Origin of the sequence: Paraburkholderia sp. RL17-380-BIE-A (assembly GCF_046028085.1) — a bacterium.
Lineage (GTDB): Bacteria > Pseudomonadota > Gammaproteobacteria > Burkholderiales > Burkholderiaceae > Paraburkholderia.
The window spans coordinates 12,926-27,582 of the sequence record NZ_JARESQ010000030.1; the positions used below are offsets into that span (position 1 = coordinate 12,926).

Sequence of the window (14,657 nt, forward strand, 5' to 3'; positions counted from 1 at the left end):
CACTACGGTTGCAGCGGCTTCACCGACATCACCGTCGGCACGCCACTCGTCTCGTCAGCACGCAGTTTCACGCGCCAGTCGCGCGGCGCGTCGAAGGGAAACCTGGCCAGCGCGCTTTTGACGAGCGCCGGCATGGCATGCAGCGGATCCGCGTCGCGATCGCTGCTCGACGCGCTGACTTTATAGACCTCCCGCCCGCTCGCGCGCTCGAAAAACCGCAGCGTCAGCGCGTGCCGATAGACAGGGCCGCCGAACAGCGAGAACGGTGCATCGGGCGCTCGTTCGCAGGCGCCCGGCGCGCAGCCTTTTTCACTGACGCCGATCGTCGCCGGCCGCGTGTCGTAAGCAATCGAGAGCAGATAACGCGCGGATCGATCCGCCATTTCAACGAAGCCCTGCTTTGCCAGTTCATCCGCCAGCAAGCTTTCGAAGCGCGGATGATCCGCGCCGGCCTCTTGCGACGGCATGCGCGTGATCGCATAGGTCCGTTCGCCTTGCAACGCGGCGGCGGCGTTCGAGGTGTCGGCGGTATGCACGTCGGCGCTCAGGCCGGTGCAACCGGTCAGACTCGCCGCGGCCAGCGCGGCACAGAACAGGATGGCTTTCACGATCTTCTCGCTTCGATAAGGTGCATAGTCATACGTCACGTGCGCGGCGTGAGGAAAGCGCCGGATTGCGCGTCTTCGAGCACCGGCAGACGGATCGTGAACGCCGTGCCCTGACCGGGTTCGCTCGCCACCTCGACATCGCCGCCGTGGCGCGTGACGACCGTCTTGACGAAGGCCATGCCGAGCCCCGCGCCGCCCACTTCCGGGCGCTCGGCTTCGTGAAAGCGCCGGAAGCGCTCGAACAGGCCCGCCTGCTGTTCCTTCGGAATGCCGTAGCCCTGGTCGCGAATCGTGCACGACACGCGCCTCGCCGCACCCGGCACCGCCTTCTGTGTCGGGCTCGCCACGCTGCATACGATCCGCGTATCCGGCGGACTGTATTTGACCGCGTTGTTCAGAATGTTGACGAGCGCGCGCGTCATCAACGAACGGTCGGCGCAGATCCAGTGGTCGTCGTCATCGGCGCCGGTCCCGTCGGCCGCGGCGGTTTCGGTGAGCAACGTAATACGCTTGGCGTGCGCCTGCGGCCAGACTTCGTCGCTGGCGTCGATAAGCAATTCGGTCAGATTCACCGGTTCCAGCACATAGGTTTGCGATTCGGCGCGCGCCAGTTGCACGAAGTCGTCGGCCAGCGTGAGCGCGCGCTGCGCGTAGCGCTCGATGCGCTCCAGCAAACCGCGCGCGAGCACCGGCTCGCTACGGGCGCGCTCGATCTCCACCAGCGCGAGAATCGATGCCTGCGGCGAGCGCATGTCGTGCGACAGGAGCCGCAGCGCATCTTCCCGTTGACGCTCGGCCGCATGCAGGGCCGACACGTCGACGAGGCCCGCAATCCAGCCGGTGGTCTCGCCCTGCTCGTTGGTGCAGTTCGCGTAACGCAGCAAATGGTCGCGCTCGCGCGCGTCGCGCACTTCCACGCCGTGCGCCATCAGCGCGGCGAATTCATGGCGCGCCGGATCGAGCGGCGCCGGCCAGTGCGCGCGGGCGAACAGGTTGTTTTCGGCATCCGACGCCGCGTCGCTGTCGATCGTCTTCACGAGCGTCAGGCCGCCCAGCACGGCCTGCATCGGGCGGCCTTCGGGCAGCGGCGCGGCGAGACGCGCGAAATGCGCCTTGGCGGCATGGTTAGCGATCAGCACGACGCCGCGCACGTCGCTGACGAGGATCGGCTCCGGCATGCTGTCGAGGCTGTCCCACACGAAGCGCTTCATGTCCTGCACACGCTGCGCGGCCTGCGCCATCAGCGCCATGTGCTGCTCCAGCACGTCGCCGCCGAACTCGCGGCGGCGCTGCGGCGTTTCCGGCAGCAGATGGGGTTCGTCGGCGAGACGCTGCAGTTCTTCGCGCAGATAGGCCATGGTCATTTCAAGCCGCCGCCAGTTCCAGATCGGATAGACGACCACCACGCCGACGATCGCCGGCACCGGCGACATCCAGAGCCGCGCGCCGTAGAGCAAGGCGGCGCTGCCGGACGCCGCGAGCAGGCACAGCGCGCCGGTCAGCAGCAGCGAACGGCGCGGCGACAACACCAGAAAACCGGCCAGCAGCGCGGCGAGCGGCACCAGCGACACCGCGAATAGCGCCCAGCGCGCGGCCGGCTCGATCTCGCGGCCGGTCAGCAGCGTGTCGAGCACGTTGGCATGGATATACACGCCGGGCAATGGCCCGAGTTCGCCCGACACCGGCGTCGCAAAGCGGTCGTACAAACCGGACGCGGTCACGCCGATCAGCACGATGCGGCCGCGCAACTGCTCCGGCGACACGTCGCCGGAGAGCACGCGGGCAAAACTCAGCTTCGGATAGTTCTGGGCGTTGGGACCGAAGGGAATGAGGAAACGGCCGTCGTCGTCGCTGTCGGGCGAGGCCACGGCGGAAGCACGGGTGGGCTGTCCGCCGTTCAGGTGCAGCACGCCATGCTCGACGGCCTGGGCGACCGGCACCATCAATTGCGGCCAGCGCGCATCGGCGTCGCCCTCATATTGCGCGACGCTGCGCACGATTCCGTCGCTGTCGACTTCGAGATTGATATGGCCGAGCCCCGCCGCCGCATGCGCGAGCGGCGCCACCGGCTCGACCACGGTGCGGCGCCCGGCGCTGTCGGGCGCGCCGAGCAGTATCGGCAGATAGGTCGGACTCAGCGCGATAGCGGGGGCCAGTTCGGCATCTTGCGCATTGGGCTCGGTGAACAGCACGTCGTAGATCACCGCGGCGGGATTCGCTTTCGCGATCTGTTCGAGCAGCTTCGCATGGACACTGCGCGGCCACGGCCAGCGGCCCAGTTGCGCGATGCTCGCGTTGTCGATTTCGAGCACCACGATATCGTGCAGCACAGGCTGTGCGCGCAGGCTCAGAAAGCGGTCATAGACCAGATGATCGACGCTCGCGCTCAGACGGCCGAGCGAACTGAGCAGAATCACCACGACACCGAGGCAGCCGATACCCGCCCATTCGATCAGGAAGCGGCGGCCGGCGCGCCGTCCGAGACGGGCGCGCGGATCGAGGCTCAGGCGCGTAGGAGTGGTCGGCAAAGCGTTGTTTGGTTCGGAGCCAGGAAGCGGGCTGATGAATCGCTCAGCCCCGTGAATCTATCAGCGTCAGCGCGCAAGCGTAAACGAGCGCACGGCGCTGCTCTTTTCGTAGAGGCGGCCGTTCTCGAACTGCTCGGCGACGATCGTCCAATAGTAATCGCCGGCCGGCAGATCGCTCACGACCAGTTGGCCGCCGGACAAATCGGTGCGGTCCACGAGCGGATGCCGCAGATCGGCCGTCTTCGCCAGCACGAAACGGAAGCGCGTCTCGACCGTGGCGCGGCTCACGAACCAGCGGAACTCATAGTCGCGGCTGCCGGCGCGCTGGCCGGCCGAGGCGGCCAGCCCAAGCTGACGGCGCTCGAACGCATACACCTGCGGCAGTCCTTCGAGTCCGTTGCCGTCGATCGCGGCAATGCGCACGAAATAGGTGCCGTCGGGCAGGTCGCCGAAATCCGCGTGCGGCCCGCTCGCGCGCAGATCGCGGATCAGGTCGAGCTGGTCGGCGTCGCGTGCGATCTGCACGCGATACGCCACGGCGTGCTCGGCCGGAACGAGGTCGAACGCGACCGTCTTGCCGTCCTGCACTTTGGCCGGCTGCGCGAGCGCGGGCGCGGGCAGCAGTTCGACCGGCCCGCCGATCGTCTCGCCTTCCCGCGTCACGCTGCCGAAGCGCGCCTTCACGAGCTGCGCGGAAGCCTGCAGCGGCACGCCCGGCGGCGGCGGGACGCGCCCGCCGAGCGCGGCAGGGTCGACGCCGACCGCTCCGTCCAGCACTTCCACTGCGGTGATTCGCGCGTCGCCGTCGTAGGCGACCTTGAAGCGCGTTCCGCGCACGCCGGCCACGACGGACGGCGAGCGGATCTGGAAGCGGTCGTCTTTTTTCGTCGCATGCGTGACCTGGCTCTCGACTTCGCCGCTGCGCAATTCGAGCACGCGATCGCTGGCGCCGGTCAGCGTGGTGCGCCGTAGCGTGCTGACATCCAGCAGCCCGTTCTGCGCTACCGTGACATGCGAGCCGTCGGGCAATTCCAGCGACACAAAACCGTTTTCGCCGGTGCGGATGCTATCGCCCTCGCCCAGCGTCGCGCCTTGCGTGAGCGGCACGTAGGGATTCTTGCCGAACGCATGCTCGACCGGGCCGCTCGTCGCAATCACGCGGGCCGATTCCTGTTCCTGTTTGAGCTTGTCGGCGGGCAGGCGCAACACGACTCCGGCCGGCATGCGGCGCGGCGCGGGCACATGATTCACGCGGCTCAACACAGCCCAATCGTTCGGATCGCGCAGATAGTGGCCCGCGATGTCGTACAGCGTGTCGCCCTCGTGCGTCACATACGACACGTACACGGGCGCCGCGGCTTTCGCACGCGGCTTCGGCGCACGCATCGACTGCGCAATCGATGATGCCGGCGCGAAGCAGGCCATCGCGAGCACGCCGGCGGCTGCGAGCAACGCGCCACCGCGGCGGCCCGGCGAAACCGCGCTGCCGCGCGGCGCCACACCGGCGGACAACGTCACGCGTCCCCCGCTTCAGGGCGTTGGCCGAGCGCCGCCGACGGCGCGGCGGATTCGATCCGCTCCAGCCGGTAGCCATAGCCGTAAATCGGCGTCAGACGGTAACCGTGCTCCGGGCGCAAACCGAGCTTGCTGCGCAGCATCGATACGTGCGTGTCCATGGTGCGCGACGGAATGTCGGTCGCCTGCTTCCAGATCACGTCGAGAATGTGCGCGCGCGAGAGTGGCCGGCTCAGATGCTGGAACAGCAACAGCGCGAGGTCGAATTCCTTCTGCGTGACGGCAACCGCCGTGCCGCGCACCACCACGTGCTTCGCGCCCAGATCGAATTCGAATTCGCCGAAAACTTCCTTCACCGCGGCCGGCTTGAGGTGATAAGCGCGGCGCAGCAAGGAGCCGACTCGCGCCAGCAAGACCGCGGCGGAAACCGGTTTGACGACGTAGTCGTCCGCACCCGTGTTGAGAATCGACGTGATGTCGGTTTCACGGCCGCGGCTCGTCATGAACAGCACCGGCAGGCGCTCGGAAAGACTTTCCCGCACCCAGCGCAGCACCTCTTCACCCGACATGTCGGGCACGTTCCAGTCGAGCACCAGCAGATCGAACGTCTGACGGCGCAGCTGCCGCACCAGTTCGCGACCCGCGCCGTATGCGTGACAGATATGACCCGCCGCCGACAGCGTTTGGCAAACAAGGTCGGCCTGAGCCGAATCGTCATCCAGGACAGCAATTCTCATAAAACCCCGCAACGCGACATCGTCGTTCGTAACTGGTGGCCGGCTGACCGGCAGATGACCGGGATGACGGCACAAGCACCGACGATCCGGCTTCCAATTTCATCTTCGGCGGCACATTTTTCGACTTGTGGTCCTTTGCCTTGCGCCCTGTTCGATCCCGCCTCCGTCTCAAAATTAGCGCGCAGTGTTCGCTTTATCGCGCCGCGTATCGAGGGGCAGGTCATCATAATCGAAAAAACGGCTGTTCTTTTCCCGGATAAGATCACGCGAATCTCCGGTCAGGCGATGCGGTTGTTCAACCATCCCAGCATTTTCAGCGGCACAGTCGCCCGCCGCGCCGTGTGTGTGTGCATCGACCGCAAGGGTCGTCGTTTTCAGCGGCTGGTCTCGCCCGCACGGTAGTTGGCCCCGTTCGCCGTTGTCTTTCTCAGGCTGCGTCCCCCACTTGGGAAACCGCGATTTGACAATTTGCGAGTCAGTATAGAAACAGTCTCAAAATAAATCGTTTAAAGATTGTTAAGCCCAAGGTGTGAGTTAGGGAAAAAATGCGGCGCCCCTTCTTTTGAAGGCCGACGCCGCTCAAAACACTACACGCTCGCGGGGGTCTAACCGCACGAGTGACCTAAAAATAGCCGCTCCGAAATTGCAGCTCAAGATGAAAAAACTGCCTTTGTAACCTGGGATCAGGTAGCTATTACGCAAACGATAATGCGTCGCGCATAGAAGCGTTATGTCGTCTCACTCTGAAAATGGTATGACTTGAAGAGGCGGCGGCAGCGCATTTACAGACGCAGACGGTTTGTTACAGATGCTGTCGTTTGCCGGAAACACCGCCGCAGCATCCGTTCACGTCTCTAGCGCTCGGGGAGGTATCTGAGCGGGTCGACGGGTTTGCCGTCCACGCGCACTTCGAAGCGCAACGACGCTTGCGCTCGATCGTCCGCGCCCATTTCGGCGATCGCATCGCCCGCCCTGACGGCCGTGCCTTCCTTGACGCGCAGCGCGCGGTTGTTGCCGTACGCCGTCAACAGATGCGTATCGTGCTTGATGATGATCAGCTTGCCGTACGCTGCGATCCGGCCGCCCGCGTACACGACACGGCCGCCCGAGGCCGCCCTCACCGGTTCGCCGGGCTGCCCGCCGATCACGATCCCCTTCGTGCTGCCCGCAACAAAATGCTCGAGCACGGCGCCGCCGGCCGGCCACGCGAGTCGCGCCTTGGCGGGCGGAGCTTCTTCCGAGCCTTCCGCGAAGATCGCGCGCGCTTGCATAAGCGAGTCCGATCGCGCGGGCGATGCCGGTGAGCCATCATCGACTATTGGCGGAGCGACGCGCAGCACCTGACCGGCTTGCAGGCCGTCGTCGGGCGCCAGATGGTTCCACTGCGCGAGCGCGGCGGCCTCGCGGCCGAACGCCTTGGCAACACCGGTCTGCGTATCGCCAGAATTGACGCGGTAGAAACCGGCGGGCACCGTTGCAGCGAATTCAGATGCGGGTGAAGCGGTGGGCGTCGACGAGCCGGCAACATTGGCCGAAGCGACAGGCATTTTGCCCAATCTGGATGGCGCGCAGCCCGTCAACGATCCGGCCAGCGACAACGCGAACAACATGGAAAAGCCCGATCTGACGCATCGGAAAAAACAGGATTTCATCGAAAGGAATTCGTTAAAGTGCGCGGGTAAATCGTGTAGGTAGCTAGCCGAGGTTGTCGGCACAACCGCTATGGGGCGTGATGTAGTAGTGCATTGCCATTGCATGCTGCAATTCATTCGGCAGCGCGCGTGACGGCGGTGGCAAAAATCGGCTTCTTCATTGATGGCATGTCCTTGACGTACTGCGTTGTCCTGACCTTCACGGTCGCGTGTTCAACGAGTGTCAGGCGAAAGCGTTGACGGCATCGCCGCGAACGCAGCGCGCGTTGACTATTTGTCACGCTTCTGGACTAAGCAACGGCAAAACTGGGGATATTTGAACGCCGCGAACGGGCGCGACGTCGCGTGGCGCGGCATGCGCCCCGGACGTTCTGAGATGTGGTCTGGCGTTAGATCCGCCGCCGCACCGAGCGCGCATTCCTGCCCGCACAACCGGGCGCAATCGCGATCACGGCGCGCGTTATCTGCCGCCTTCGATTTCCGGCATCGGCGCGAACAGCGCTTCGAGGTCGTCGTCCGAGAACTTGGCGGCGCCGGCGGCGTCTTCGGAAAGAATGCTGTCGGCCAGTCCCGCCTTCTGCTCCTGCAACTCCACGATCTTTTCTTCGATGCTGCCCGCCGCAATCAGCTTGTACACGAACACGGGCTTGTCCTGCCCTAGCCGATGCGCGCGGTCCGTTGCCTGATTCTCGGCAGCCGGGTTCCACCACGGGTCGTAGTGGATCACCGTGTCGGCGGCGGTCAGATTCAGGCCCACGCCGCCGGCCTTCAGGCTGATCAGGAACAACGGCACCTCGCCTTGCTGGAAACGCTCGACAGGCGTCACGCGATCGGCCGTATCGCCGGTGAGCACGACGTACGGAATGGCGGCTTCTTCGAGCGCTTCGGCGATCAGCGACAACATGCCGGTGAACTGCGAGAACAACAGCACGCGGCGCCCTTCCTCGATCAGTTCCGGCAGCATCGACAGGAGCAGGTCGAGCTTGGCGGAACGCATGGCGCGCGCGCCCTTCTCGACCTTATCCACTCTGTCGCGCGAGTCCGGCCCCTCGCCCGCCTCGCCGGTGGTCTTGAGCGTGCGAACAAGGCGCGGATCGCAGCACACCTGGCGCAGCTTCAGCAACGCATCGAGCACGATGATGTGGCTGCGCGCGAGACCCTGCGCGCTGACCGCCGCGCGCACTTTCTCCTGCATTGCCGTGCGCACGGTTTCGTAGAGGTCGCGCTGCGCGCCTTCCAGGTCCACGGAGCACACAATCGTGGTCTTGGCCGGCAACTCTTTGGCGACTTCGTCCTTGCGACGGCGCAGCATGAACGGCCGGATGCGCCGCGCCAGCAAAGCGCGGCGCACGCCGTCGCCGTTCTTCTCGATCGGATTGCGCCAGCGTTTGGTGAAGTCTTTCTGGCTGCCGAGAAACCCCGGCAACAGAAAATCGAACTGCGACCACAGCTCGCCGAGATGATTCTCGAGCGGCGTGCCCGTCAAACACAGCCGATGCCGCGCGCGCAAACCGCGAATGGCCTGCGCGGCTTTGGTGGTGGCATTCTTCACGTACTGCGCTTCGTCGAGAATCAGCAGGTGATACTCGTGCTCGGCGAGCACCTTCTGATCGCGCCACAGCAGCGCGTAGGTGGTCAGAATCAGTTCGTGTTCGCCGATCTGCTCGAAACGCTCCTTGCGCTGCGGGCCGTTCAACACCAGGACCTTCAGTTCGGGCGCGAAGCGTCGCGCTTCCTCGCGCCAGTTGTGCACGAGCGTGGTCGGCACGACGATCAGCACGGGCCGGTTCAGACGCCCCGCCTCTTTCTCCGCGAGGATATGGGCAAGCGTCTGCACCGTCTTGCCCAGACCCATGTCGTCGGCGAGTACGCCGGCGAGATCGTGTTCGCGCAGAAACTGCATCCAGTTCAAGCCCTGTTGCTGATAGACGCGCAGTTCGGCCTTCAGGCCGCGCGGCACCGGCACCTCGCGTAGCCCCGGACCGGCCTGCAGACGCTGCGCCAGTTGCCGGATCGAATCTTCGCCGCGAAATTGCCAGCGGCCGGTGCCGTTCAACGCCTCCAGCCGGCCCGCGTCGACGGACGCCACACGCAGCGGCGCACCCTCGGCGAGCGAGCCGCCGAGCGCGTCGAACAGATCGACGAGCACGCGCACCACCGGCTTCAGACGGTCGGCGCGCAAGCGCAAACGCTTGTTCTCCTCGGTCTTCAACTCGATCGGCTCGTCGTCGGCAATGGCTTCGAGCGCGCCGCTCAGCCAGCGCCGGTCGCGCCGGAACAGGTCGGCAAGCAGCGGTTCGAGCCGCACGTTGCGCTCGCCGATGCGGATACCCATCTCCAGATCGAACCAGCCGTCGCCTGCCTGATGCGCGGTGCCTTCGATCGCATCGATTTCGATGACGTTGTAGCGGAACTCGGGCGCCATCGTCACGCGCCAGCCCTTGCTCACGAGCTCCGGCACGGCGTCGTTGACGAACGCGGTCCACGCCTCGGCATCGGGCAGGCCGAGCATGGTGTCGGGCAGCAGGCGCGACGCGTAGACGCGGCTGGTCGGCACCTTCTGCAAGCCGGTCTTGCGCAGTTCGAGCAGACGCTTTTTCTCGGCCTCGTAGCGGCGGCGGATATGAATCACGTCGCCGCCCGGCATTGGCACGAGCGTCACGCTGCTGTCGACATTGATGCTCACGCCGTCGTAATCAAAACTGACGCCCGCCAGTTCGACCGCAGCGGATTGACGCAAACCCGCCTTGCTCGTCGCCGACGGCAGCGCGTGGCTGTTGAGCGTGAGCACCGGCACGGGATCGACGTCGATCACGCGAATCGCGGACGCGTCGTGCGTGGGCGGCAGCGGCAACTCGGGCGCGATCTCGCGCAGCACCGAGGCGACCAGTGGCGCTTCGGCGAGCGAGATAGGCGGCATGGCGAGGTAATCCGGCAACTGCTGGAACGGCAGCGACGATTGAACGATGCCAGCTTCATTCGCGACGCCATCCACATACCAGACCGGTTCGGTGGGCAGCACCATGCTCGCGCGCGGCTCGGTGCACAGCACGGGCCGCAGGCGCTCGTCGGCGAGCGGCTCCCATTCGATCCGGCCGGGCCGGTCGGCGCCGCGCGCGAGCGGCGCGGGTCCGTCGTGACCGGAGTCGGGCGTGAAGTCGAAGAATAGCCGGCCGGTCGCGATCAGCTTCTGCAGCATCTCCGCGCCGCTCGTGCCACGCAGGATGAACTGTCCGAAGTCCTCGCGTGAGCGGCCGAGCCACAGGCCGCGCAGGATCGACAGGTCTTCGTCGGAGACGAACTTCGGCTGCTTGAGGAGCGCCGCTTCCACATTGCCCCAAGGTTCGTCGACCGCGATGATCGCGCCGTGCGCATCGCAGCGCGCGCGGTACAGCACGACCTCGTGGCGCATGTGGAAGCTGGACCAGTTAAGCCGGTAAGCCAGGGTCTGCGAGCGCGGAGCACTCGCCTTCTGGGCGTCCGCATCCGCAGCCTCGGCGCGGGCGCGAAAACGTTCGAGCCAACTGACCAGTTCGGGCCGCACGCCTGACGGCGCTCCGACGTTAGCCATCGGTTCGCGCGGCAGGTCGCGCGCGGTGTCGCCCTCGTCCGGCTCGACGTGAGTGATATGGTCCATCTCGTCGTGATAGTTCAGCTCGGCGAGCAGCAACGCGGCAACGTGCTTGCAGTTGCGGCCGACCGGACAACTGCAATCGCCCTGCGCCCAGGGTGAACCGCCATCGGTACGAAAGCGCACGCGCGTTTGATAGGGAAGCCGCTGCGTGCCCTGCACGTCGCCGCTCAGCGTGGCGCCGTGCCATTTCACGTGGGTGACGGGGCCGACCGAGCGCGCCTTGGCGACGGTGTGGTCCCCGAGCCATTCCGCAATGCGTTCCCGATCAAAGAAAACTGACGACATCGGCGTCCATTCCTATTCAAGCCGGCAAAGGCAAGCGCGCGCGGACAGGATCACCCGGGCGGAGCGTGGGCGGCGCCGGCCGGCGAATTTTCGTGCGGCATCGATTGCCTGTGGTAACCGGCCATTTTACGCGTTGGACGCACCTGGCTGTGGGGCCACCTCCACATCCAGCCCGGCCGCGGCGAACACCTGAGCCAGCGCGGGTACCGGCGCTTCATCCGTTACCAGCAGGTCGACGGCATCCGCGCCGAAAGCGTGCACCAGCGCGCTGTGGCCGAACTTCGCGTGGTCCGCGGCGACCACCCGCCGCTCGGCCTGAGCGAAGGCCGCCAGCGAAAAGGCCACGTCGGCGGGCAGCGCGTCCATGAAACGCCCCTGCATGTCGATTGCCGTGACCGAGGCGATCGCGTAGCGCACGTGGAACTGGCGCAGAAAGGCCAGCATGCTGTCTCCGAACGCGGCGCAGTCGTCCGGGCGCAACTCGCCGCCCGCGATGAATACACGGTTGCCATTGCGCGGCGCGAGCACGCGCGCGACTTCAATGGAATTGGTCACGACCGTGAGCCGCGATCGGACCACCAACGCCTGCGCGATATGCAGACACGTCGTGCCGCCCTCGAGGATCAGCGAATCGCCGTCCCGCACCAGTTCGCCGATGCGCGCGCCGATCGCCCGCTTGCCCTCGAGGCTCGCCGCCATGCGCCGCTGGAACGGCGGTTCATCCAGGCGTTCGGGCAGCATGATGCCGCCGTGAACCTTGATCAGCAGGCCGTCGGCGATCAACGGCTTGATATTGCGGCGGATGGTTTCGTCGGACACGTCGAAGCGGCCGGCCAGATCGGTGATCGTGCAGGTGCGCTGCTCTCGGACGAGTCGCAGGATTTCGGCTTGGCGCTGGTTGGAGAACATGGAAATTGAGCGGTGACTGTCAGGTGGAGTCTAGCAAAAGTCACGCTTCTTCGGGGTTGATAGCCACTCGTTTCCAAGCAAAGCCACACTGTGGCGCCATCGGGCAGCGGGTGCGCGCCGAGCCGCGGCGCAGGTACGCCTGACCTCGATAAACGACGAGACACAAGGCTGAGCAGCGTGACGGTCCTATGACACGAGCGGATTTCCAACAATGACAGAGGTCGTTGCATTTCGTGTCTTTTTGGGGCAATCTACGCCAACTCAATCCACGCACTCCCACACATGTCCACATCCATTCCCAAGCACGCTCGCGTCGTTATCGTCGGCGGCGGGATCATCGGCTGTTCGGTCGCCTACCATCTGACCAAACTGGGTTGGTCCGATGTGGTGCTGCTCGAACAGGGCCAACTGTCGTGCGGCACGACGTGGCATGCGGCCGGCCTCGTCGGTCAGTTGCGCGCCCAGGAGAGCATGACGAAGCTGATCCGCTATTCGACCGCGCTCTACGCCGAACTCGAAGCCGATACCGGACTCGCCACCGGCTGGAAGCAATGCGGCTCGCTCTCGGTGGCCCGCACCGCCGAGCGGATGACGCAACTCAAACGCACCGCGGCCGTCGCGCGCGCCTACGGCGTGGCTTGCGATGTCATCGGCCCGCAGGAAGCCGGCGACCTGTGGCCGGTCATGCGCACCGACGACCTGCTCGGCGCGGTCTGGCTGCCCGGCGACGGCAAGGCGAATCCCACCGACCTGACCCAGGCCCTCGCCCGCGGCGCCCGCATGCGCGGCGCGCGCATCGTCGAAAACACTCGCGTCACGGCAATCCACACGCGCAGCGCGCGAGACGGCAAGGCAAGCGGCGCGCGCGAGGTCAGCGGACTCGCGTGGCGCAACAAGGACGGCGAAGAAGGCACGATCAGCGCGGACATCATCGTGAATTGCGCAGGGCAATGGGCCAAGGCGGTTGGCCGCCTGTGCGGCGTGACCGTGCCGCTGCATTCGGCGGAGCACTACTACATTGTCACGGAGCGCATTGCCGGCGTGCATCCGGATCTGCCGGTCATGCGCGATCCGGACGGCTTTATCTACTTCAAGGAAGAAGTCGGCGGCCTCGTCATGGGCGGCTTCGAACCGGATGCGAAACCGTGGGGCATGAACGGCATTCCCGAGAATTTCGAGTTCCAGTTGCTGCCGGACGATTGGGATCAGTTCGAAATCCTGATGAAAAATGCGTTGCAGCGCGTGCCCGCGCTCGAAACGGCCCAGGTGCGGCAGTTCTATAACGGCCCCGAGTCGTTCACGCCGGACAACAACTTCATGCTGGGCGAAGCACCTGAGTTGCGGCGCTTTTTCGTCGGCGCGGGTTTCAATTCCATGGGAATCGCCTCGGCGGGCGGCGCCGGCATGGCGCTCGCGGAATGGATCGTGGCGGGCGAACCGACCATGGACTTGTGGCCGGTGGATATTCGCCGCTTCGCGCGCTTCAACGGCAACGACACGTGGCTGCACGATCGCGTGAAGGAAACGCTCGGCCTGCATTACGCGATGCCGTGGCCGAATCGCGAACTCGACAGCGCGCGGCCGTTTCGCCGCTCACCGCTGTATTCGCTGTTGCGTGACGAGGGCGCCTGCTTCGGCAGCAAGATGGGCTGGGAGCGCGCCAACTTTTTCGCGCCCTCGCCTGAAGAAGCGAAAATCGACTACGCCTTCGGCCAGCAGAACTGGCTGCCCTGGAGCGGCGCAGAACACCGCGCGTGTCGTGAAGGCGTCGCGCTGTTCGACATGACGTCGTTCTCCAAATTTCTGGTGAAGGGCCGCGACGCGCAAAGCGTGCTGCAAGGCATCGTCGCCAACGACGTAGACGTGCCGACCGGCACCACGGTATACACCGGCATGCTCAACGAGCGCGGCGGCTACGAATCGGATTTCACGCTCACGCGCCTCGCCGACGATCAATACCTGCTAGTCACCGGCAGCGCGCAAACCACACGCGACTTCGACACCATTGAACGGGCAATTCCGCACGACCAGCACTGCACGCTCGTCGACGTCACCGGACAGTACGCCGTACTCGCCGTGATGGGCCCACGTTCGCGCGAGCTGCTGCAAAGCGTCTCCAAGGCCGACTGGAGCAACGAAGCGTTCGCTTTCGGCCAAAGCCGCGAAGTGGATCTCGGCTACGCGACGGTGCGGGCCACGCGCCTCACCTACGTCGGCGAACTCGGCTGGGAGCTGTATGTACCGGTCGAATTCGCGGTGGGCGTGTACGAAACGCTGCACGCGGCGGGCGAGGCGTTCGGCCTCGTCAACGCGGGCTACTATGCAATCGACTCGTTGCGCATCGAAAAAGGCTATCGCGCGTGGGGCCGCGAACTCACGCCGGACACCAATCCGTTCGAAGCGGGCCTGTCGTTCGCGTGCAAGCTCGACAAGGAGATTGCGTTTCGCGGCCGCGACGCGCTGCTGAAATTGCGCGCCGAGCCGCTGCGCCGCCGCATGGTGGTGCTGACCGCCGACGGCGCCACGCAGCGCATGCTGTGGGGCGGCGAGGCGATCCTGCGCGACGGCAAGCCGGTCGGCTTCATCAGCTCGGCGGCGTTCGGACACACGCTGGGTTGTCCGGTCGCAATGGGCTACGTGAACAATCCCGACGGTGCAGCGGATACCGCCTACCTGAGCAGCGGCCGCTACGCGATCGATGTCGCCGGCGAACTGCTGCCGGCCACCGTGCACCTGAAGGCGCCTTACGATCCGCGTTCGGAACGCGTGAAGCAGTAAAGCGCTGAGCC

At 65.5% G+C, this 14,657-nt stretch carries 9 protein-coding genes; 2 read left to right on the forward strand and 7 right to left on the reverse strand.

All coding sequences use genetic code 11. The annotated features are described in order from the left end of the window. Positions 1-2: 2 nt before the first annotated feature. The 4 genes from P0D68_RS33855 to P0D68_RS33870 form a co-directional block, all read right to left on the reverse strand. A complete protein-coding gene (locus tag P0D68_RS33855) occupies positions 3-647 on the reverse strand; it encodes a DUF4136 domain-containing protein (RefSeq protein WP_408303555.1) in 645 nt (214 codons plus the stop codon). Next, positions 644-3,136: a CHASE2 domain-containing protein gene (locus tag P0D68_RS33860; protein ID WP_408303557.1), complete on the reverse strand. Its 2,493-nt coding sequence runs from the start codon at positions 3,134-3,136 to the stop codon at positions 644-646. The genes P0D68_RS33855 and P0D68_RS33860 overlap by 4 nt, the downstream gene beginning before the upstream one ends. Positions 3,137-3,202: 66 nt before the next feature. Next, complete coding sequence (locus P0D68_RS33865; RefSeq protein ID WP_408303558.1) at positions 3,203-4,654, reverse strand: FecR family protein; 1,452 nt, start codon at positions 4,652-4,654, stop codon at positions 3,203-3,205. Continuing rightward, positions 4,651-5,388, reverse strand: a complete 738-nt coding sequence (locus P0D68_RS33870; protein WP_091801678.1) for a response regulator transcription factor — start codon at positions 5,386-5,388, stop codon at positions 4,651-4,653. Before P0D68_RS33870 ends, P0D68_RS33865 begins: the two co-directional genes overlap by 4 nt. Here P0D68_RS33870 and P0D68_RS33875 point away from each other — a divergent pair. Then, positions 5,305-5,790, forward strand: a complete 486-nt coding sequence (locus tag P0D68_RS33875) for a hypothetical protein (RefSeq protein ID WP_408303586.1) — start codon at positions 5,305-5,307, stop codon at positions 5,788-5,790. The genes P0D68_RS33870 and P0D68_RS33875 overlap by 84 nt on opposite strands. 452 nt (positions 5,791-6,242) lie before the next feature. Here the strand turns inward: P0D68_RS33875 and P0D68_RS33880 are convergent, their stop codons facing one another. From P0D68_RS33880 to P0D68_RS33890, 3 genes are all read right to left on the reverse strand, one after another. After that, positions 6,243-7,040: a peptidoglycan DD-metalloendopeptidase family protein gene (locus P0D68_RS33880; RefSeq protein WP_408303559.1), complete on the reverse strand. Its 798-nt coding sequence runs from the start codon at positions 7,038-7,040 to the stop codon at positions 6,243-6,245. Positions 7,041-7,500: 460 nt separating this feature from the next. Continuing rightward, positions 7,501-10,959, reverse strand: coding sequence for a DEAD/DEAH box helicase (locus P0D68_RS33885; protein WP_408303560.1), 3,459 nt, complete (start codon positions 10,957-10,959; stop codon positions 7,501-7,503). Between the two features lie 126 nt (positions 10,960-11,085). Next, positions 11,086-11,868, reverse strand: a complete 783-nt coding sequence (locus P0D68_RS33890) for a DeoR/GlpR family DNA-binding transcription regulator (protein WP_408303561.1) — start codon at positions 11,866-11,868, stop codon at positions 11,086-11,088. 282 nt (positions 11,869-12,150) lie between these two features. Here P0D68_RS33890 and P0D68_RS33895 point away from each other — a divergent pair, with 282 nt between their 5' ends. Beyond that, complete coding sequence (locus P0D68_RS33895) at positions 12,151-14,646, forward strand: GcvT family protein (RefSeq protein ID WP_408303562.1); 2,496 nt, start codon at positions 12,151-12,153, stop codon at positions 14,644-14,646. The last annotated feature ends 11 nt before the right edge of the window (positions 14,647-14,657 follow it).